We start from the raw sequence: 19967 nt of genomic DNA on the forward strand, positions 1-19967 counted from the left end.
GCCGCTTTCAAGGCGCCGCCCTCTGAGAACGGCGGCGGCGCTCGCATTTTCGGGACCAAATCCGGTTTTTGGGACCCCAAAAGGACCAAGCCGGAGACGGAAACGACATGAGCAAGACGTGGCTCGGCAAGTGGAAGCGTATAGGCGGGATACGCCTGGCTAGACAACGCGGCCACCATGAGTGGCCAGGTCATCATCCGAGACCTGGGGCTGGATGGAAACTCCGCCAACAACACCACCGCCGAGACGAATGGCATGGTGTTGCTGGCCGACAACGCTGTCGTGGAGAACACCCAGATCTTGAACATGCGGGGCTCTGGAATCCAGCTGACGAGCACCAACCGCGCGGGCACTCCAGCGAATGCACTCTCAAGCTCCTTCCCCACGCTGGGAGGGCGCATCGCGAAAAATGTCATTTCGAAGCCGGGCGGCCACGGCATCCTCATCAAGGGTGTGGACTGGCTCGTCGAAGTGCTCGACAACCAGATCGATGGCACCGGCCTGGATGGTATCGTCCTGGACAGCGGTAGCGTGTGTGTGGTGCGCGGCAATGACCTCTTCATGATCGGCAAGAATGGGATCGTCACCAAGGCCCATGTGTTCATCACCACCGTAAAGTAGCCTCACCGTGATCGGGAACACCCTTGATGGCGTGGGGGGCACTGGGCTTGGGAACAATGGCCTTCATTATACCTATGGTGTCGCTCTTTCGAGCACTGGGACCTGGATCATCAAAGATAACTTGATTAACCATATCGGAAGCATACACACGCCGTATTTGAAGACGTACCAGAAAACAGATTCGGAATGCAGCAGTTTCTAGGCAGCGCGCCGCCAGGCATCAGACATCCTTCCATTCAATTTCTCCATGCACTTTGAGTAGCTCGCCAGTATAGCGTGATGACATGAACCGATTCGCCGTCACAATGTTAGTGGTTACGCTGTCCGCGGGGGTGTGCGAGGCGTTGGGCTCCAGCCCGCCAGGCTACAGCGTTCAGATAACGCGCGCTGGCCTCGACCCCCTCATCAACGGCATTGCCAACCTGTCCGAGGCGTACGCCAAGAAAAGCCCTGCGCCGGACGCCACCATGGACATCTCTAACGTCCACTTGATCTTCAAAGGGATGAGCATCAGCACGTTGGAGCGGCCGGCGTTCGTGTACACGTTGCAAGCACCGAACAAGCTCCTCACCAAGGTCACCTTGCCCAAGGTCATCATCAAGGGCCTCTTTCAGGCGTCGCGACGGACGCAATTCGAGACGCAAGAAGATCAAGGCAACGTCGACTTCACCCTGGTCAACGCCACGCTCACGCAGTCCGTCACCCTCGGCACGTTCGAGAACGGCATCCTGAGAGTCGACCAACGCGACTGCAAAGCGACCCTCGGTTCGACCAACGTGGCCATCCAGAACAACCAACAATCATTCTCGGCCGATGCAGTCAGGGCAGCCGCCCCAGCGGAACGGCAACTGCTCGCCACGAATCTGTGCAACGTGTTGACCCAGCTGCTGACGAAGAAAGTGGACAGGGCCCTGGCTCAATTGCCAAGCGTGTTGAGCTTCAGCAACAACGTGTCGTTGAAGGGGCAGCTCACGCCGGCCTTCACAGTCGACTCTGTCAAAGTGAACTTCTCCGAAGAGAGCATCACCGGCTTCGCCAGTGCCTGGGCGCCGGTCCTGTGCGACACGAGCGTGGCAGGCAGTCCGCAGGCCATCCTGACCGTGAGCGACGTCACGTTCAACAAGCTCTTGTACCTGGATTACAAGAGCGGCCTCTTGAACTTCACCCTCTCGCCGTCCAGCGCGCCCATCCTGTACCAGAAAATAACGTTGGACTGCGGCGAGTCCGGCGTGTGCCTGGGCAACGTGGACAAGAAGTTGCCCGAGCGCTTCGGCAAGGACGCAAAGGTCGAGCTGCAGATGGAAGCGCCCATGGCGTCCACCCTCGAATTCAAAGAGAGCAGTACCGCCATGACGGCCAGCTGGCGCGCCACTGTCTACATCACGAAGAATCAAGAGGGCGCCCCCCGGACGCTGGTGGCCAGCGGCGCTGTGTCCGCCAGCGGGCCGCTGCAAGCGAACATCCAAGGCGAGAAGGCCTACGGCAGGGTGAACATCGCGGAGCTCAAGCTCAAAGTCGATCAGCCCGAGGTGCAATCCTGGGATCAGGACGCCCAGAGCCTGTTCAAGGACATCGTCCAAACCTACATCAACGATTTCTTCTTGAAAGACGGACTCTCGTTGCCGTCGGGACTGAGCGTCGAGAACGCGAGCATCAAATTCAGCCCCCACTGTGGGAAAGCGCCGTTCAGCTTGGACTACACGGGAATCTTGAGCAGCGAAGAATGACCCAAAGAGAGCGCTCCGAGGCCATGCTGCTATGGGGCGCGCGGCGCTCTGGCCCCAATGTCTTGCCCCATGGCACGGGACATCGGAGGGTTGCGCGCGGCGGCCCGCAGCGTCACTCTCTTGCCCACGGGGGTGCCCTCGCTGTCCGAGCGCTCGGTGGGAATGGGCAGGGCGTAGTGACCATCCACGCCGCTCACCGCGACGCCCGCCACGGCGGTCCCGTTGATGTCCAGCGCTGTCACCTCCGCGCCCGCGACTGGCTGGCCTGAGAGGAGATCGAACACCTTGCCCTCGACCTGCACCGGCGCGAAGCACTGGGGGATATCCTTCCCGCGCACATGCTCACAGACGAGACCGGACGAGCATGAGCGTGGATCATCGAGTCTGCACTCGGTGTTGCCGACACAGGCCATCAGCAGTGCTGCAAGGGCCGGAATGATTCGCTTCAGCATTCAGGAAGTCTCCTGGCATGAAGGGGCTCGAACGACCCGATCTGGCCCTGGTACTCCGGACGAAGGCAAGCGAAGTTGCCCCCCAGACAGCAGGCCCACTACTGTCGGAGCTTTGGTCTTCCAAAGGACCGCACGCGTGCGACGCTCCTCTCTCAGCCCTCGGCTCTCCCCCGCATCTTCCTCTTTCCTGGCCGTCCTGGCCCTGCTCGTCGCGGCTCCCGCCAGCGCGCAGTGGACTGCGGGGCCTGCCATGGCGGGTGCCCACTCGCAGGGGGTGGCTGTCACCGATACCAACGGCCGCATCCACGTGATCGGCGGCAGCAGCACCACTGCCAGCGAGACCAGTCTTCACGAGGAATTCAACCCCGCCACCAACACCTGGACCAGCCGCGCCCCCTTGCCCACCGCCAGTCGTGGCATGGGGGCCTCCCTGGGACCCGACGGACGCATCTACGTCTATGGTGGCTACAGCGGCACGGGCGCCACCGGCGCGTTCTACGCCTACAACCCCAGCACCAACGCGTGGACCACCCTGCCCTCCATGCCCACCCCTGTGTGGATGCCTCGGGGCGACTTCGCCTTGGACGGAAGGCTCTTCGTCTTCGGTGGAGAGAACAGCTCGGGCACCCCTCTCGACACGACCCAGATCTACAACCCCTCCAACAACCTCTGGACCCTGGGTTCAAGCATGGGCCTGGCGCGCAAACAGCATGGGGTCTTCCGAGGCTCGAGTGGGAGCCTCTACGTCGTGGGCGGCCAGAACGCCAACGGCGTGGCGATCAGCTTGGTGTATTCCTACACCCCCTTCACCGGTACCTGGAACGTCGGCCCGAGCATGCCGGTGGCCATGAACTCCTTCGGCCAGGCCCTCTCGGCAGACCGCACCCGGTTCTTCGTGCTTGGAGGCTCGAGCAGCAACGGCAACGACAGCGCGCCCTACTTCAACAATGTCTACATGTTCAACGAGGAGACCCATACCTGGTCGAGCCTCACCCCGCTCACCACGGGGCGCCGCGACCTGGCGGCCAGCGTGATCGGCTGCCGGCTGCGTGCCCTCGGCGGCACCAACGGCACCCGCCTCGCGACCCATGAGGTGTTCCAGCTCACCGGCGCGCCAGACGACAATGGCAATGGTCTACCGGACTACTGCGAGAATGGGGCGGACAGGGATGGCGACTCGGTGGCGGACGCCAACGACAACTGCCCTACCCTCTCCAACCCGGATCAGCGCAACACCGACGGTGACAGCCAGGGTGACGCGTGCGACGCCGACGATGACAACGATGGGGTGCCCGACACCACCGACAACTGCTCGCTGGTGGCCAACGCCAGCCAGGCCAACGCGGACGGCGACAGCCAGGGTGACGCGTGCGACGCCGACGACGACAACGATGGGGTGCCCGATACCACCGACAACTGCTCGCTGGTGGCCAACGCCAACCAGACCAACACGGACGGAGACAGCCAGGGTGACGTCTGCGACGCCGACGACGACAACGATGGGGTACAGGACACCGTCGACAACTGCTCCCTGATCTCCAATTCGAACCAGACCAACACCGACGGAGACAGCCAGGGCGACGTCTGTGACGCGGACGATGACAACGACGGAGTGGCGGACGTCACCGATAACTGCTCCCTCCTCTCCAATCCGGACCAGCGCAACACGGACAATGACAGCCAGGGTGACATCTGCGACGCCGACGACGACAACGATGGGCTGCAGGACACCGTCGACAACTGCCCCCTGATCTCCAATTCGAACCAGACCAACACCGACAGCGACAGCCAGGGTGACGCGTGCGACGCGGACGACGACAACGACGGCGTGGCGGACGCCACCGATAACTGCTCCCTCCTCTCCAACCCGGATCAGCGCAACACGGACAATGACAGCCAGGGTGACGTCTGCGACGCCGACGACGACGGCGATGGGGTGCCCGACACCACCGACAACTGCGTCCTGATCTCCAACCCGGGTCAGGCTGATCAGGACAACGATGGCCGAGGCGATGTCTGCGACAACGACGGCGACAACGACACCGTGTCCGATGCGCAGGACAACTGCCCCACCGTCCCCAACGCGGACCAGACCGACTCGGATGGCGACAACCAGGGCAACGTTTGCGACCTGGATGATGATGGCGACGGAGTGGCGGACGCCACCGACAACTGCTCGCTCATCGCCAACTCCGACCAGCGCAACACCGACGGAGATTTTGACGGTGACGTGTGCGACCAGGATGACGACAACGACAGCATCACGGACAACGGGGACAACTGCCCCCTGGTGGTCAACACCGACCAGCGCAACACCGACGGCGACAGCACGGGCGATGCCTGCGACAGCGACAGTGACAATGACGGGGTGCCTGACACCACCGATAACTGCGACTTCGTCTCCAACGCCGATCAGGCCAACGCCGACAACGACGCGCAGGGCAACGCTTGCGACTCGGACGACGACAATGACACCGTGGCCGATGGCTCGGACAACTGCCCGCTCACCCCCAACACCGACCAGGCCGACAGCAACAGGAACGGCAAGGGCGACGCCTGCGACGTGGACAACGACACCGACAAGGACGGCATCGCCAACGCCGTGGACAACTGCCCCCAGGTGGCCAACCCTGACCAGGCGGACTCCGACACGGACGGCAAGGGCGACGCCTGCGAGGGCGACGGCGAGGGCGGAGGTTGCGGCTGCGGCGCGGGCCCTACCGGCGCCTCGAGCCTGATGGTGTGGGCGCTGGCCAGCCTCGCCCTGATGGCCCGTCGGCGCTTCGTCCGCTGAGACCTGAGCCCTGGATGGGGCCTTGCTCACAAGCCCAGCCCTCTGACATCCCCCTGCTGCGAGGACAGCCTGGGCAGGGGTGTGCATCATTCTCCTGCTCGCCAGCTCATTCCTTCCGTGGGGCCATCCCGGCCCCTCGAAAGTGAAACCATGCCTACCCTCCGGCGTCTCGCCTACCTAACCGCGGTGCTGGTCTTTGCCGTCGCCTGCACTTCCGAGCCCACCGGCTCCGTGCAATTCATCGCCTCTGTCCCTCAGGCCCTCTCCGCCAACGATGTCACCCGCGTCAAGGTGACCGTCTCCGCCGCGGATATGTCTTCCCTCGTCGTCGAGATGGCACCGTCTCATGGCTCCTGGGGCGGACTCATCGGCAACATCCCGGCTGGCTCCAACCGCTCCTTCCTCGCCGAGGCCTTCGACTCCTCCGGTATCAGGCGCTTCCAGGGCCAGAGCTCTGGCGTCACCATCACCGCCAACCAGACCACCGCCGTGGCCATCACCCTCCAGGAGCTGGCTCCCCCTCTTCCCTATGCCAATGAGGCTCCCGTCATTGACTCCCTGGTGGCCTCCTCCACCTCTGTCCAGGCCGGTTCCGCGCTCTCGCTGACAGCCACGGTTCATGATCCCAACGCCGGAGACACCCTCACCCTCGCGTGGACTGCCTCCGGTGGCACCTTCACCGCCCCCACGGCCACGAGCACCTCCTGGACGGCTCCTTCCTCTGCAGGCGTGCAGACGCTCACCCTCACGGTGACCGACTCCCAGGGCGCTGCCGTCGCCGTCTCTCTCGCCGTCAACGTCCTCTCTGGGGCCTCCACCGGTAACGCCGCCGTCAACATCTCCTTCAACCTCTGGCCCACTGTCTCCAGCGTCTCGGCCTCTCTCCACCGCCTGGATGCAGGTCAGTCCACCACCGTCTCCGCCCATGCCTCGGATGCCGATGGCGACGCCCTCTCCTACCAGTGGGCTGCGAGCTGCCCTGGTACCTGGACGAATGCGGCTTCCAGCTCCGCATCCTTCGAGCCTTCCTCGGTTCCGGCCGGCGTGTGCAACAACTGCCGGCTCACCGTCACCGTTCAGGACGGTCGCGGCGGGCAGACCACCGGCTCGCTCCACCTCTGCATCGCCTCCTCCTCTACCCAGCGCTTCGCTCCGTCCTTCACTCACTACTACCAGTCCGCTACGGCCGCCTCCCCGGGCCAGACCGTGACCTTTGACGTCACCGCCCTGGACCCTCAGTCCAGTACTCTGACGTTTGCCTGGGCCTCCAACACTGGCTCGCTTGCCTCGGCCCAGCACACCGCCAACACCAGCCATGTTGTTTGGACGGCACCGGCCTGCGTGCAAACAGGTGTCACCCCCACCGTCACCGCTACCGTCACCAATGCCTACGGCTTGCCGGCCTCCAAGGCGTTCTCCCTTTCTGGCCTGCCGACGTGCGCGGCCGACTGGACCGCTTCAGGCTCCATGTCCGTCGCCCGCCGGTTCCACACCGCCACCCGGCTCGTCTCCGGCAAGGTCTTCGTCACGGGAGGCGACGATTCGTCTGGCTATCACACCGCCGCGGACGTGTTCGATCCGGTCACCCGTTCCTGGTCCGCCGCGGCCCCCATGGCCGTGGGCCGCAATGCCCACGCCGCCGCCCTGCTCGCCTCCGGGAAGGTCCTCGTCACGGGGGGCAACAATGCTGGCGCCCTTTCCACCGCTGCGGTGTACGACCCGGATACCAACTCCTGGTCCGCGGCCACCTCCATGACCACGGCCCGTTTCCACCACACCTCCACCCTGCTGCCCTCCGGCAAGGTGCTTATCGCGGGAGGCCTCAACTCGGCTGGCGGCCTTGCCACCGCGGCCCTGTACGATCCGGCCACCAACTCCTGGTCCGCGGCCGGGTCTATGGCTTCGGTCCGCTACCAACACATCGCCACCCTGCTGCCCTCGGGCAAAGTGCTCGTCACCGGGGGCCCCGGCTCTCCCCTTGCCGCCGCGGAGGTGTACAACCCGGCCACCAATACCTGGGCCTCCGCCGGTTCCATGGCCACGGCCCGCCAGCTTCACACCGCCACCCTGCTCTCCTCCGGCAAGGTCCTCGTCGCGGGAGGTGATCAGCCTGGCCCCCTTGCCTCCGCGGAGGTGTATGACCCGGCCACCAACTCCTGGTCCGCGGCTGCTCCCATGGCCGTGGGCCGCCGGGCTCACGCCGCCGCCCTGCTGCCCTCTGGCAAGGTGCTCATCGCGGGAGGCCTGGGCACCAACAGTCCCATGGCTGCTTCGGAGGTGTACGACCCGGCCACCAACTCCTGGTCCTCCACCGATTCCATGACATCGCTCCGCAACTACCACACCGCCACCGCGCTCTCTTCGGGCGAGGTTCTCGTCACGGGGGGCTACACGGCCCTCCACTCTGCCGTCACCTCCTCCACGGAGCTCTACAGGCCCTGAGCCTGGAAACGCCCTCTGATAACGCGTGTTTTCGATCGCGGGGATTGCGGCGAAGCGCGGGATCGTCCACGGCTGGGGACTCTCCGTCCGCCGCCGTGGACGGTTTGTGGTTATAGGGGCTCACCGACGCACCCCCGCTCGCGTGAGGGCCTCAGCCAGGGCCTGGGCAGCGTCTCCCACGGCCTCCAGAGCGCGAGTCCCCTCAAACATGCTGCGCATGGCTTCGTCGTCGCCCACTTCGATGGAGAGCAGCTCGCAGGCAGCAACGGCCATGCTGAAGTTGTTGAAGGCCAACTTCACGGCCGCCGGCGTGTTCCCTCCGTACTCAGCGGCGATTTCCGCCACCGCCAGGTACCAACACTCGGTGGCCCGGCGCTGCGCCTCCCATGCCTCCCGGTAGTGCCGAGCCGCCTCCTTCAACTGCTGGGCCGCGTTCCGGAAGTTCGCCTCGGCCTTGTTCAGGTTGGGGGTGCTCATTCCGCGTTCGCCCGCCGGGCCTTGGCAATAGCTTCCATTGTTTTTACGAGGGGTTGCGAAGCACGCCGAGGGGGACTTGAACCCCCAACCCTTGGCTTCGAAGGCCGATGCCGCTGGTTAGCGCCCTTCAGCTGCCAGCACGTGCCTACCTCGGGCGCATTGCTCGCGGCGGTGGTGCTGCGCACGGTGCGATGGGAGGCGATGCGGCTGCTGCTTCGCTTCTTCCGGGTACTGCTCTTCACTCTGGCGGCGCCCATGGGCCCCCAAAAGCGAGAGGGCCTGTCGCCGGGGTAGAGTCCCGACAACAAGCCCCTCTCAGGACAGCAGGCGCGGCCAAGCGCCAGCGCTGGCCTCACCCTCCGCCCAACAGGCTCACGCCGGACTCGCATCCGGGCATGAGTACCCCTATCGGGTGCTCGGGTGCGCATACAGCCTTAGCACGGCCAAGACCGGCCGTCCTAGCGCGCCCCGTGGTGCTCTACCCACCCCTGCGCGGGGTGGCACCCAGTTCGCACACGGGCTGCACAGGTTTGGCCGCCTGCGCGTGGCACGGCGTTACCCGTGCCCCCGTCACGCGCTCAACACTGCGCCCCTGCGCGCACGGGCGTCAAGAGGGTGCTCGCGGCCACCCCTTGTCGCGCAGTCCTCACGCGGGGTTACTGCGCAGGCACAGCAGGTGCTACGCGCGCGTGGGCCCGCGTGCGTGTCCTCCTAGTGAGCGCGCTGCGCAGGCACCGGAGGCACGGGGAGAGTGCTGCTCGGTTCTTTGGGGGTGGGGATGCTCGGCAGGTAGCACCGGCCCTGCCACTCATACCCGCGCGTCTTGCACGCCGCGCGGCTGTAGACGATCTGCACCCAGCACGCGCGGGTGCCGTCCTTCAGCTCAATCTCAAACTCCGTGCCGTCCTCGCAGGGGGCCTTGCGCTGGCCCTTGAATGGGCGCGGCGGCAGATCCAAGCCCACTGCTGGGCGCTGCGCGTCCACCGCCCCCACTGGCAACGCCTCCGGCTCAGCAAGGGCCTCTTCCGCCACAGAGGCCAGAGCGGGCTGCTCAGTCTCCTCGGGAATGGGCTGCGCAGCCTTCCATGCGCGCGGGGCCAAGGCTGAGCACGCCAGCAGTCCGGCCAGAGCCGCCCACTGCCAGCTGCGCATGCGCGCACGTGGGCGGGCGGCAGGCGCGCACAGGTGGGCCATGGCCTCGGGGTGGTGCTCCAGTCCCTCCAGCACGCAGGCCAGCGCATCCAGCCCGTCGTTCACCTGGCCGAGGGGGTTGGTGCCCTGGGGCGCGCGCTCCACCTCCAGCGCCACGTAGGGAGAGGGAGAGGTGCCCGCACGCACGCGCAGGCGGTACTCCTCGGCGGGGGCGTAGTGGCCTGGGGCAGCAGCCGTCACAAGCAGCGCGGGGCGGCCAGTAGCGGACTGCCACGCGGTGTACAGGCGGCCCACGCCACCCTCGCCGCCGGTCGCGTTGCGCAGCCTGCGCAGTACCGTGTACGGCCCCACGCGGTTCTTCTGCCAGTTGCTGCTCATGTTCCGGCCCTCCCTCGCATCAAGGGCCTTTCATGTACCACGGCGCACGCTGGGAGGTTGCGCGCCGTCGAAGGCGCTCCGCGCTCTGGGACTTGGTCTGCTGCTGTTTGTGTAGCTGTTGCTGCTCGTGTGTGGTTCCCGGGTCAGACTAGACGGCTCGGAGAAGCCTAGTAACCTCGTTGAGGCATATGAGCCTTCAGGTGGCGTTCAGCTCGTCCAACTCGGCCGTACGCGTCCACCCGTTCGTCGTCTTTTGGGACGCGGCCGCCTCCGAACAACTCCGTTTCCACCGCGTCGCCTGTCTTCGTGTAGAAGTTCTGGGCTGAAGAGCACTGTCACGGCCAACCGCCTGGGGCCGCATTGACCTCTGGACGATCAGGCGGAGTGTGGTTTCAGAACGACGCAGTTCGCGGAGGCCGATAAGCGCAAAGACCTCGGATCTCAGGGCAAGGCCCTGAAAACAGCAGCCCGGCGCCCACAGGTTCTCTACCTCCTGCGAGGGCCGGGCTTTCAAAACGACGAGCCCCCAGTTACCCAGGGACCGTACTCGTGGGCACGAGATTGGTCATTCTGGACACTGCACCTGCTCGTCGTCAACACGAGCCTTCGGGCTCCGTGCAGGGGGATCGTCTGCCCTGCGCAAACGCCGTGCTCTTGGTTTTAGAACCCATCGAGAGAAGCGCTGAGGAATACCTCATGACCATTCTGACCGACGTCGTCTCACTCTTTTCTGTGCTGAAGGGCAACCCCGAGGCAGTCGCTCTTCTGGGGAATCTGCTCGACCGCATCGACCCAGGATGCTTGTTCGTTCTGGCCGTCTGCTTCTGGCGCACTCGTGAGCGATCCCCCACGTGCGGAGCGTCAACGGGCGCAGGCAAGCAGACGAAGAAAAGAGCCACACGAAGCAGCTTGAAGAAGAGAAAGGGGCCCACGAAGAAATGATGGCGCCTCCTGTCCGCTGGCTGCTGCGTGAAATTTCAGGTGCGCACGGGTGCAATGCGAAGCGCCAGGCGGCGGTGAAATTTCAGGTGGTCGGGGACCAGGGAGCCGAAGGCCGCAAGGCCTTCTTCATCGAGATCGAGGCGCGACCCGGGCAGGAGGACGCGGTGGTGCAGATGCTGCGCGACATCCGTGCCTGCGTCGAAGACGAGCCCGCCACCGGCCCCTGGTTCGCGGTGCGGTTCTCGACGACGCGCTTCGGCATCTTCGAGGCCTTCCCCGATCTGGCGGGGCGCCAGGCGCATGTGGACGGCGGCGGCGGCGACATCTTCCGCGACATCGAGCGGATGAACACGATCCTCAATGTCGCAGCCCGGGTCCATCGGGTCGATGTACTGATGAGCAAGGACCGGTTCGCTCCTCTGTGAATCCTCTCGTTCCGGCCGGCTTCACACTGAGAACGCTTCCAGGAATTCCCGAATCCCTAGACCGTCGGCACCGTCCCCCCGTCGATCAAGTGCTCCGAGCCCGATATCGAACCCGCGCGCGGTGACACCAGAAAGGTGATCAGGTCGGCGACTTCCTGCGGCTTGGCCGGCCGCCCGAGCGGGATGCCGCCGAGCGATTGCATGATGATCTGCTTGCCGCCCTCGTAGTCCGTTCCGGCCTGGGTGGCCAGGCGCTCGGCCAGCGCAACGGAGGCTTCGGTCTCGACCCACCCGGGCGAGACGCGCAGCACGCGCACGCCCTTCGGTGTCACCTCCTTCGACAAGGCCTTGCTGTAGGTGGACAGGGCGGCCTTGGCCGCTGCATAGGCCGTTGTCGATTCCGGCAGCGGCAGCAGACGCTGGATCGAGCTGACGTGGACGATGACACCCGAGCCTTGCGCCAGCATGGCAGGCAGCAAGGCGCGGTCGAGCCGCACGGCCGGCATGAGGTTCCGGTTCAACGCATCGAACCACTGCGCATCGTCCAAAGCCGCAAAACCACCACCCGGCGCGCTCGAGCCGCCGAGCACATTGATCAGGATGTCGACGCCGCCCCAACGCTCTCGCACCGACCGCGCCACCTCGGCGACACCTTCGGCCGTCGAGAGGTCGGCCGCGACATACGACACGCCGGCGTTCGGCTCCGCGGGCACAGCGCGTGCGGTGGTCATTACCTGCACGCCCGCAGCGTGCAGACCTTGAACGACAGCGGCGCCAATGCCTTTGGTGCCTCCCGTGACCAGCGCCCGCAGGCCTTTCAGTTGGAGATCGAAGCTCATGCCGTGATCTCCAGCGATGCGATCAGACCCCGCTCCAGGCGGAACCGATACCGCAGATCGACCGGACTACCGGGGAAGTTGCCGGTGACGTGGGCTTGGACGACCTGCGAACCGGCCTCGCGCTCCAGCGTGAACGGCTGCGTCGTGTACGTGTACTGGGCCGACGCCGCCGCCTTCCACGCCTTGATGGCGTCGAGGCCGATGTGTGTGTGGCCTTCATCTTTGACCACGGCCTGAGCGGCAAAGCAGCGGGCCACGGCCTCGGGGTTCTGTGTGTCGGCGGCGAAGTAGGCCGCAATCGGCTCCGGAAGGGTCAGATCGTTCATGGTGGTTCCTCGGTAGTGATGACCGGAGAATGCGCGCCCTGGAGAAATAAGAGAATCATATAGACTCTTCACAGGTTATGTAGAGGTGGCTACAGAATGCGTGGATCGGAATTCGCCGAACTGAAGGCTTTTGCCGCAGTGGTCGAGCGCGCCAGCTTCGCGCGCGCAGCAGAGCACCTGGGGGTGTCGCCTTCAGCGCTCAGCCAGACCATCCGCCTGCTGGAAGCCCGGCTTGGAGCGCGGCTGCTGAACCGCACCACGCGCAGCCTGGCGCCCACCGTCACCGGAGAGCAGCTGTACAGGCGCATCGCGCCTCTTCTCCGAGAGATGACCGAGGCGGTGGCCGAAGCCAGTGCAGCGGCCGGGCGAACGCGCGGCACGCTGCGCATCAACACGCTGGGGATGGCCGCCCGCCAGGTCATCGCGCCACGGCTGGGCCGGTTTCACCGCGCGCACCCGGAGGTGGCACTGGACATCGTGGTCGACGATGCGCTGAGCGACATCGTCGCCGGCCGCTTCGATGCCGGCATTCGCGTGGGCGTACGTCTGGAGAAGGACATGGTCGCCGTGCGCTTGACGCCGGACGTGAAGATGGTCGCCGTGGCGTCCCCTGACTACCTCGCGCATCGCGGCATCCCGCGCACCCCCGGTGACCTGCATGGCCACGCGTGCATCAACTGGCGACTCCAAGTCGATGGACGTGCCTACCGCTGGGAGTTCGAGAAGAGGGGAAAGCGGATCGAGCTCGCGGTCGATGGCCCGCTGGTCACCAACAATGCCGATGTCGGCGTTGCCGCGGCGCTGGAAGGGCTGGGCATTGCCTATGCGTTCGGCCACGAGGGCGTGGACGAGTACCTTGCCCGAGGAGAGTTGGTCCGGGTGCTCGCGGACTGGTCGATCGCACGACCAGGGCTGTTCCTGTACCACCCCAGCCGACGCCACTTTCCGGCTGCGCTGCGCGCCTTCATCGACTGCATGCTGGACAAGGACATGCCCGCACCGTGACCCGGATGGCGCTCACGCCAGCTCGAACACCACGTCCTGTGCGCCTTCCCACAGCTCCAGCTCGGCTCAGGGCGCGCGCGTCGGACAGCTCCAGCTCGGGCGCCGCGTACAGGTCCACCTCGGCACGGGGGACATACCGTAGGACTCTCCAAGTCCTATTCAACTACCCGCCCTCTGCGAGCATGAACTTTCCAAGTCGGTGCGTGCCAGAAGACTTCGTAGGTCATAGGCTGGGATGGCATGGGACTTGTTAGGTCCTAAAATCTCGTCTGACGTATTGGTGTGTGCGCAACCTGTCCCGGGGAACTTGCGATAACTCCGATCACTCGGGCTGTGCCCGGGAGGCCCCATGACCCATCACGCCAACTCTTGGCGCCTTAGGTGTGCTCTCCTGATCTGCGCCAGCCTGTTAGCCGGTGTGGGCTGTAGTTCGACGCAAGCTGCCCATCAGGGCACCGGCGGATCGGGCTCTGCGGATGGGGCTGCCGCATACGTGCAGGAAACCGCGCAGCGCGGGGATTCCATCGCGCAGGCTGCCCCCGCCCAATGCGGCCCGTTTGACAGCACCGTTTCCTGCTGCCTTAAGCAGCACCCGGGCGAGTTCGGACGCTGCGGGGCTATAGACCCTGGGAAGGCCCCCACGCGGGCACCCAAGCAAGCGCCCCGGACGGATCCGAATCCGTACCCGCCCCCCACTACGGATCCGTACCCGCCCCCCACGGATGCAGCCCCTCCCGACAGACGGAAGAGGGATCAGCAATGCCGCGAGTATTGGAATCAGTGCATCGCGCTCGGAGGCGAGTACGAGAAGCGCGGGCAGCATGGCCGCACCATCTGCGCGTCCTGCTACGACCAGTGCATGGGGCTGGGCTACTGGCCCAAAGAGGTCAACGACTTTGAATGTCTCGGAGGCTTCTAGCCGTGGCCCTCCTTCGTTGGGAATGGTGGAACAAGGTTGCCGAGGAACGCCAGTGGCTCACCCTCGGAATGAGCTTCGCAGAAGTGCCTTTTGACGCCTACGTGGCCGCGCTCAAGGATCTAGAGCGACAGTTTGCACGAGAGGCGCGAACTCCTGGCGAACGCCTGCACCTCAAGCGCCTGACGGCAGAGGACGCATTGAACGCGGCATTCAGGATGGATCGCCCATGGAAAGACTTTGGCCCGTGGCTGCGCAGGCTCAAACGGCTGGGCTTCCCGAATCTCTGGAGCCGCTATCAGATCTCGACGATCTATGTGCAGTCCTTGCACAACTTCCCGGAGCAAACCCGAGACGCTTTTGAGATGTTGGCGGACACAAGGCGCAGGGTCTTGAGGCGACGCAAGGATCGTTCTTCGCGCCAACAGATGCTTGACGGGATCGAGCACGCCCGACGCGAGGCAGCACAATACGGCATCCAGCCGCCCGCGAAATCGAAGCGGTAGGGCACGGGAAACGCCCGCACAATCCCAGCTCGGCCCCATGGGCGCGCGCGGCGGACAGCTCCAGCTCGGGCCGGTGGCGCTCGCCAGGACGGCAGCCATCGTCGCCGCTCCGGTCGCGGGAGGGACGGCCCTTCGCCTCATCGACTCGGGCCGCCCCCCGCACAGATCTCCGGCCCCCTTCTCGTACGCCAACACCCTGAAGCCTGCCTCCACACCTCAAGCACGCCAACACATCCAGGGCGAACGTCCTTTTCTGCAGCCCGGCCCAGTCCAAACCGGGGGTGCGCTCCTTCCAAAGGCTCCTCCACCCTCGCGGCAAAGGCGGGGCTCTCCTCCGTAAGCCCCGGCTCCGCCCCTGCTTGAGGGAGCAACGTCCCCGGCCTCGGACGTGCAGTCAGAGCATCGGGAGCTCGGGCCTGGGCTCGGAGGCAAAGGCCTCGTCGATGAGCGAAATCTCCTCCCGCGTGAGTCGCAGGTCCGCGGCCCCCGCATTCTCCTCCACGTGCGCCACGCGCGAGGCTTTGGGGATGGCGAAGAGCGAGGGGCGCCGGGTGACGAAGGCGAGCGCCACCTGGCGGAGGGTGGCCCCGTGGTTGCGCGCGACCTGGACCAGCGCGCGCCCCCTGGGTGACGAGGGAGACGGGAACTGGCCGTGGCCGAGGGGGCTGTAGGCGACCATCGACACCCGGTGGTCCTCGCACCAGGGGAGGACGCGGTACTCGGTGGTGCGCTCCTCCAGGTTGTAGAGCACCTGGTTGCAGGTGATGCGCCCCTCGCCCGTGAACCCGAGCGCCTCCTCGAGGTCGTCCACGTCGAAGTTGCTCACGCCCCAGCTGCGAATCTTCCCCTGGTCCACCAGCCGGTCGAAGGCGCCGAACGTCTCCTCCAGGGGATACTTCCCCCGCCAGTGCAGCAGGTAGCAGTCCAGCCAGTCCGTGCCCAGGCGCTCCAGCGAGCGCTCACAGGCGCCCAGGGTGCCGCGGAAGCTCGCGTTGGAGGGCAGCACCTTGGAGACGAGGAAGACCTCGTCGCGCCGGCCGGAGATGGCCTCCCCCACCATCTCCTCCACCGCGCCGGAGCCGTACATCTCCGCGGTGTCCACGTGGGTCATCCCCAGCTCCAGCCCTCGGCGGAGCGCCCGGATGGCCTCCTCCCGGTGGGCCTGGTCCAGGTACCAGGTGCCCTGGCCCAGCACCGGCACCTGCCAGCCGGTGGGGCCCCACGCGTGCGTCCTCATGCGGTACCTCCTCGTTGCCCGCAAAGGTTGGGCACGCCGCTCCCTCCGTGCAGGCGGAGGCCGTCACGACCCAGCGAGGGCTCACCGGTCCCGAGGCAGAGCCGCTCTGGCCGCCGGGCCGGGCCGGACGGACCTTCAGGCGGAAGGGACGGACGCTGGCGCCGGCGTGGCCGCCGGTGAGGAGGGCAGGATGCGCAACCCCCGGGTCGAGCAGTACAGCACCACGGACACCCGCCGTGCAGAGGGCTTCGCGGACGCGGTCTTCGCCATCACCATCACCCTGCTGGTGCTCGAGCTGCGTCCACCCGAGGTCCCGCCCGGCCAGCTGCTCGCCGGGCTGCTGCATCAGTGGCCGTCGTATCTCGCCTACGTGACGTCCTACCTCTACATCGCGGTCATCTGGCTCAACCACAAGCACGCCTTCCTGCGCATCCGCTCGATGAACCGGGGGCTGCACTGGGCCAACCTCGGAATCCTCTTCACGACCGCGCTGCTGCCGTTCGCGACCGGGGTCCTGTCGAAAGCGGTGCGGGAAGGCGATCCGGCCGACGAGCCGACGGCCGTGGCGCTCTACTCGCTGGTCGGCACGTTCCTGTGTGGCACCTGGGTGGTGTTCTTCCGCTACCTCGGCCACCACCCGGCCCTGCTCGACGAGGGAGTCCCCGCGGAGTTCTTCATCCAGGAGACCACCCGCGCGTGGCTGGGGGTCATCCTCTACGCCGCCGCCGGGGCGTTCGGCTACCTCGTCGCCCCGGTCATCGCGCTGGTGCTCTTCCTCGCCGTGCCGACCTTCTACGCCATCACCAGCCACGGGCTCTACGAGCTGGGCATCGTGTTGCGTCGGCGTCGCTGACGCTTCGAGGAGGTGGACGCACTCCGTGGAGGAACCTCAGCGGGCATGTCCCACCTCACCCGGGGAACGTGCAGCACCGATTTTCCCTCTCCGGAAAGCCATGTCAGATTTCAGGGGCCCCGCCCGGGGCTTCTCGCCATGCTCTCTCTTCGCCAGCTCCCCCGCCTCGGCCCGCTCCTCCTCGTCCTCGCACCGCTGCTCGCGTGGGCTGCGGGGGGGCGCCCATCCCGCTGAGGGAGGGCTGGCGGCACCGATGGGGGATGCTCCCTCCTGGGCGGGAGCATAGGGGCGACGAGAAACTCGTCCTTGCCACTCTCGCAGCGCACCCGCGCGAAGCCGTGCGCCCTGGGAGACCGGGGAACTCAGGCCGCTTGCGTCCAAGCAGATTGCCCCTGTTGGGCCGCATGTGCCCCCAGTGTGACCCTCCAGCGGGGAATTGAACGGGACGAGACGGGACGGAGCGGAGGAGCGATCCACTGTGAGATCAAGGCGTTAGCCGGTAACAGCGCGACCTGCTTGGGGTTTTGCTTCCGCCTTGATGCGGGTTCGATTCCCGCAGCCTCCAAAAGCGGTGAACGTCCGCAACTTGCCCGCCTAAGCTGCCCCTCATGCCCTGACGGCGAGCAGGACACGCGCGATACTCAGGCCCGGGCCGCGTGCTTCTGGTACAGTGGCCGACCCGCAGAGATAGGAATTTCAAAGGAGCGCATTGTGCAGCTTGTCTCGGTGCAGGTGGGGCCGTTCAAGTCAATCGACCAACCACAGACGGTCAAGATCGACCCAGAGGTAACCGTCTTCGTCGGTATGAACGAGGCGGGTAAGACCGTGTTCCTTCAGGCCCTTCATAAATCCGACGATGCCGCCGGTGTTGCCGTGTTCGACCCTGTTGAGGATTACCCTCGCAAGGACTTGTCGGCCTATCTCAGGCAACACACGACGAAGCCCGCCCAGGTCACGAAGCTTACCTACAAGCTTACAGCGGGCGAACTGGACGAGTTGAACCGCGACCTGCATACGAATCTCCCCGCCGACTTCGAATTTTCCCTGCTCCGGCATTATGACAATACACTACGGATCCAACTGGGGATCGACGAAAAGCCTGTCCTGGATCATCTACGCCAAGATAGCCGGCTCAGCTCGGATGTGAGGGCAGCGCTAGCGGCAGTCACATCGGTAAGAAGTATCCCCAAAGCGACCGAGCATCTCAGCCTTACAGACAACGACAAAGGCTGGCTCGCCTCGGTCCAGCAGCGCATCACCAAGACGCAATGGGAATCCGTGACTCAAGCTGAAGCTTGGAATTGGTTGCAACCCCGCCTCCCAAAGTTTGCCTTCTTCGGAGAGTACGAGCTCCTGCCGAGCAAGCTGAATCTTACCGACTTGGCACGACGTGTTGAACAGGCGAAGTCAATCACGACGCCCCAGAATGCTCAGCAGGCCAAAGCTTCACAAAAACCTCTGGAGCCTCAGCATCGTGCGGTACTTGCCTTATTGAGGATGGCTGATATCTCCGTAGAAGACTTCACGCGACCTGGAGGCGGGTATGAGTCCCTCAAGGCTAGGCTTGAAGCCATCTCCATCAAGCTGACCGACGAAATACTGGAGTTCTGGAAACAAAACGAAGATCTAGAGGTCGAAGTCGACATTCGGCTCGATCCGGACGAACAGCCGCCTTTCAACAGTGGGCCGAACATCTACCTGCGCATCAAGAACCGGCGGCATCGCGGGGTCAGTACACCGTTCCACCAGCGGAGCAGGGGCTTCACCTGGTTCTTCAGCTTTCTGGTGTGGTTTGACAGCGTGCAACATCAACTAGCTGTTGGCGACCCTGGGGACCGTGACCTCATCCTGCTGCTGGATGAGCCCGGGCTGAATCTCCACGCACTCGCCCAAGCCGATTTCCTGCGGTACATCGACAGATTGGCTGAGAAACATCAAGTACTCTACACCACGCACTCTCCATTCATGGTCCACTCTGACCGGCTTCACCAAGTCCGTGTCGTCGAGGATCGCGTAAAGGTGGGTACTGTGCTTTCCGATAATGTGAGCAACTCAGATCCGCGAACCATCTTTCCACTACAGGCGGCATTAGGCTGGACCCTAGCGCAGAACCTCTTTATTTCGGAGCGAAACCTATTGGTGGAAGGGCCCTCCGACCTGCTGTACCTGCAGGCGATCTCATCCCTCCTTGAGGCCCAAGGACGAGTTGGTTTGCGTGAGGAAGTAACTATCGTACCGACAGGTGGGCTCGACAAGGTGGTCACCTTCGTTGCGTTGCTTGGGGCAAACGGGCTCAAGCTTGCGGTCCTTCACGACTATCGGGGAAGGCCAGAGCAGAAACTTGAGGACCTTGTGAAGCAGAAGATGATCGCCCCCAAGGCCTTGCTCGACGTTTCGCAATTCCGAGATCTCGCCAATATCGGAAAGAGCAGCCGAGCATCGGACATCGAAGATCTCCTGCCGGTGAGCCTGTATCTCGATTACTTCAATAGGGCTTTCAGCCAGCAACTAGGTAGCACGAAGGTCACCGAAGCGGACTTGCCGGCCGGGGACCGGGTTCTTGATCGGATTGAACGACATCTGTCCACCACTAGAATACATATCCGCCCCAGTGGAGGCTTCAATCATTACGCCGTGGCCTCCCTCTTCGTCAGTAGTCCTCCATCCAGTCTCGACGCGGATGCCCTGGCTCGGTTCGAGTCGTTATTCCGGGCAGTGAATGGGCTGTTCTGATCAACGCCTGTTGGGTAGAAAATGCGCATAAGAAGGATAGGGGCAGTGTTGAAGGGAACGGGCGAGAGCAGAGAGGCAGCCGAGGGCTGCTGACGAGTGCCGGAGGGCCGAGTGCCACGTCGGTGCACCCACAGCGCAGCCT

Annotated in this window: 17 protein-coding genes and 1 tRNA gene; 10 read left to right on the forward strand and 8 right to left on the reverse strand. The window is 64.8% G+C overall.

Annotated features, from left to right (window positions below; all coding sequences use genetic code 11):
• Positions 1-177: 177 nt before the first annotated feature.
• The gene (locus DB31_RS23505) at positions 178-621 is read left to right on the forward strand and encodes a right-handed parallel beta-helix repeat-containing protein (protein ID WP_044191371.1); all 444 of its coding nucleotides are present in this window, start codon (positions 178-180) and stop codon (positions 619-621) included.
• 284 nt (positions 622-905) lie between these two features.
• Positions 906-2348 carry an LBP/BPI/CETP family protein gene (locus DB31_RS23510; protein ID WP_083968603.1) on the forward strand — a complete coding sequence of 481 codons (1443 nt, stop codon included), beginning with the start codon at positions 906-908 and terminating at the stop codon, positions 2346-2348.
• Positions 2349-2377: 29 nt separating this feature from the next.
• On the opposite strand, the gene DB31_RS49690 is transcribed toward DB31_RS23510, so the two are convergent.
• Entirely contained in the window at positions 2378-2800 is a 423-nt protein-coding gene (locus DB31_RS49690; protein ID WP_044191377.1) for a carboxypeptidase-like regulatory domain-containing protein, read from the reverse strand.
• A gap of 136 nt (positions 2801-2936) precedes the next feature.
• Here DB31_RS49690 and DB31_RS45095 point away from each other — a divergent pair, with 136 nt between their 5' ends.
• Entirely contained in the window at positions 2937-5594 is a 2658-nt protein-coding gene (locus tag DB31_RS45095; protein WP_052420175.1) for a thrombospondin type 3 repeat-containing protein, read from the forward strand.
• Between the two features lie 150 nt (positions 5595-5744).
• Positions 5745-8036 (forward strand): Kelch repeat-containing protein, encoded by a 2292-nt coding sequence (locus DB31_RS23525; protein ID WP_044191379.1) that lies wholly within the window; start codon positions 5745-5747, stop codon positions 8034-8036.
• A gap of 120 nt (positions 8037-8156) precedes the next feature.
• On the opposite strand, the gene DB31_RS23530 is transcribed toward DB31_RS23525, so the two are convergent.
• Positions 8157-8513, reverse strand: a complete 357-nt coding sequence (locus tag DB31_RS23530) for a hypothetical protein (protein WP_044191381.1) — start codon at positions 8511-8513, stop codon at positions 8157-8159.
• A 59-nt stretch (positions 8514-8572) separates the two neighbouring features.
• Positions 8573-8658: transfer RNA gene (locus DB31_RS49050), tRNA-Arg, on the reverse strand.
• Here DB31_RS49050 and DB31_RS49055 point away from each other — a divergent pair.
• Positions 8655-8807: a hypothetical protein gene (locus DB31_RS49055; protein WP_157232121.1), complete on the forward strand. Its 153-nt coding sequence runs from the start codon at positions 8655-8657 to the stop codon at positions 8805-8807. The two genes, DB31_RS49050 and DB31_RS49055, sit on opposite strands and share 4 nt — an antisense overlap.
• 417 nt (positions 8808-9224) lie before the next feature.
• Here DB31_RS49055 and DB31_RS23535 read toward each other — a convergent pair whose 3' ends face one another.
• Both DB31_RS23535 and DB31_RS46835 read right to left on the reverse strand, forming a co-directional pair.
• A complete protein-coding gene (locus DB31_RS23535) occupies positions 9225-10043 on the reverse strand; it encodes a hypothetical protein (RefSeq protein WP_044191383.1) in 819 nt (272 codons plus the stop codon).
• A 167-nt stretch (positions 10044-10210) separates the two neighbouring features.
• Positions 10211-10333: a hypothetical protein gene (locus DB31_RS46835; RefSeq protein ID WP_420806720.1), complete on the reverse strand. Its 123-nt coding sequence runs from the start codon at positions 10331-10333 to the stop codon at positions 10211-10213.
• A gap of 561 nt (positions 10334-10894) precedes the next feature.
• On the opposite strand from DB31_RS46835, the gene DB31_RS23540 reads away from it, so the two are divergent.
• Complete coding sequence (locus DB31_RS23540; protein WP_205628554.1) at positions 10895-11410, forward strand: hypothetical protein; 516 nt, start codon at positions 10895-10897, stop codon at positions 11408-11410.
• A gap of 56 nt (positions 11411-11466) precedes the next feature.
• Here DB31_RS23540 and DB31_RS23545 read toward each other — a convergent pair whose 3' ends face one another.
• A complete protein-coding gene (locus tag DB31_RS23545) occupies positions 11467-12249 on the reverse strand; it encodes an SDR family oxidoreductase (RefSeq protein WP_044191385.1) in 783 nt (260 codons plus the stop codon).
• Complete coding sequence (locus DB31_RS23550) at positions 12246-12575, reverse strand: nuclear transport factor 2 family protein (RefSeq protein ID WP_044191386.1); 330 nt, start codon at positions 12573-12575, stop codon at positions 12246-12248. The genes DB31_RS23545 and DB31_RS23550 overlap by 4 nt, the downstream gene beginning before the upstream one ends.
• Before the next feature lie 96 nt (positions 12576-12671).
• Between DB31_RS23550 and DB31_RS23555 the strand changes: the two genes are divergently transcribed.
• Both DB31_RS23555 and DB31_RS23560 read left to right on the forward strand, forming a co-directional pair.
• Entirely contained in the window at positions 12672-13580 is a 909-nt protein-coding gene (locus DB31_RS23555) for a LysR family transcriptional regulator (RefSeq protein ID WP_044191388.1), read from the forward strand.
• A gap of 921 nt (positions 13581-14501) precedes the next feature.
• Positions 14502-15002, forward strand: a complete 501-nt coding sequence (locus DB31_RS23560; protein WP_044191389.1) for a hypothetical protein — start codon at positions 14502-14504, stop codon at positions 15000-15002.
• A gap of 394 nt (positions 15003-15396) precedes the next feature.
• On the opposite strand, the gene DB31_RS23565 is transcribed toward DB31_RS23560, so the two are convergent.
• Entirely contained in the window at positions 15397-16239 is an 843-nt protein-coding gene (locus DB31_RS23565; RefSeq protein ID WP_044191390.1) for an aldo/keto reductase, read from the reverse strand.
• Positions 16240-16429: 190 nt separating this feature from the next.
• Here DB31_RS23565 and DB31_RS23570 point away from each other — a divergent pair, with 190 nt between their 5' ends.
• The gene (locus DB31_RS23570; protein ID WP_044191392.1) at positions 16430-17092 is read left to right on the forward strand and encodes a TMEM175 family protein; all 663 of its coding nucleotides are present in this window, start codon (positions 16430-16432) and stop codon (positions 17090-17092) included.
• A gap of 711 nt (positions 17093-17803) precedes the next feature.
• Positions 17804-19825 (forward strand): AAA family ATPase, encoded by a 2022-nt coding sequence (locus tag DB31_RS23575; RefSeq protein ID WP_075306150.1) that lies wholly within the window; start codon positions 17804-17806, stop codon positions 19823-19825.
• The last annotated feature ends 142 nt before the right edge of the window (positions 19826-19967 follow it).

Source organism: Hyalangium minutum, assembly GCF_000737315.1.
In the GTDB taxonomy this organism is placed as follows: Bacteria; Myxococcota; Myxococcia; order Myxococcales; family Myxococcaceae; genus Hyalangium; species Hyalangium minutum.

Coding starts and splice junctions, on each gene's coding strand:
- DB31_RS23535 (WP_044191383.1), bottom strand. CDS start 10,043: ATGAGCAGCAACTGGCAGAAGAACCGCGTGGGGCCGTACACGGTACTG.
- DB31_RS23570 (WP_044191392.1), top strand. CDS start 16,430: ATGCGCAACCCCCGGGTCGAGCAGTACAGCACCACGGACACCCGCCGT.
- DB31_RS23550 (WP_044191386.1), bottom strand. CDS start 12,575: ATGAACGATCTGACCCTTCCGGAGCCGATTGCGGCCTACTTCGCCGCC.
- DB31_RS23530 (WP_044191381.1), bottom strand. CDS start 8,513: ATGAGCACCCCCAACCTGAACAAGGCCGAGGCGAACTTCCGGAACGCG.
- DB31_RS23555 (WP_044191388.1), top strand. CDS start 12,672: ATGCGTGGATCGGAATTCGCCGAACTGAAGGCTTTTGCCGCAGTGGTC.
- DB31_RS23565 (WP_044191390.1), bottom strand. CDS start 16,239: ATGAGGACGCACGCGTGGGGCCCCACCGGCTGGCAGGTGCCGGTGCTG.
- DB31_RS23510 (WP_083968603.1), top strand. CDS start 906: ATGAACCGATTCGCCGTCACAATGTTAGTGGTTACGCTGTCCGCGGGG.
- DB31_RS23525 (WP_044191379.1), top strand. CDS start 5,745: ATGCCTACCCTCCGGCGTCTCGCCTACCTAACCGCGGTGCTGGTCTTT.
- DB31_RS23545 (WP_044191385.1), bottom strand. CDS start 12,249: ATGAGCTTCGATCTCCAACTGAAAGGCCTGCGGGCGCTGGTCACGGGA.
- DB31_RS23505 (WP_044191371.1), top strand. CDS start 178: ATGAGTGGCCAGGTCATCATCCGAGACCTGGGGCTGGATGGAAACTCC.
- DB31_RS49690 (WP_044191377.1), bottom strand. CDS start 2,800: ATGCTGAAGCGAATCATTCCGGCCCTTGCAGCACTGCTGATGGCCTGT.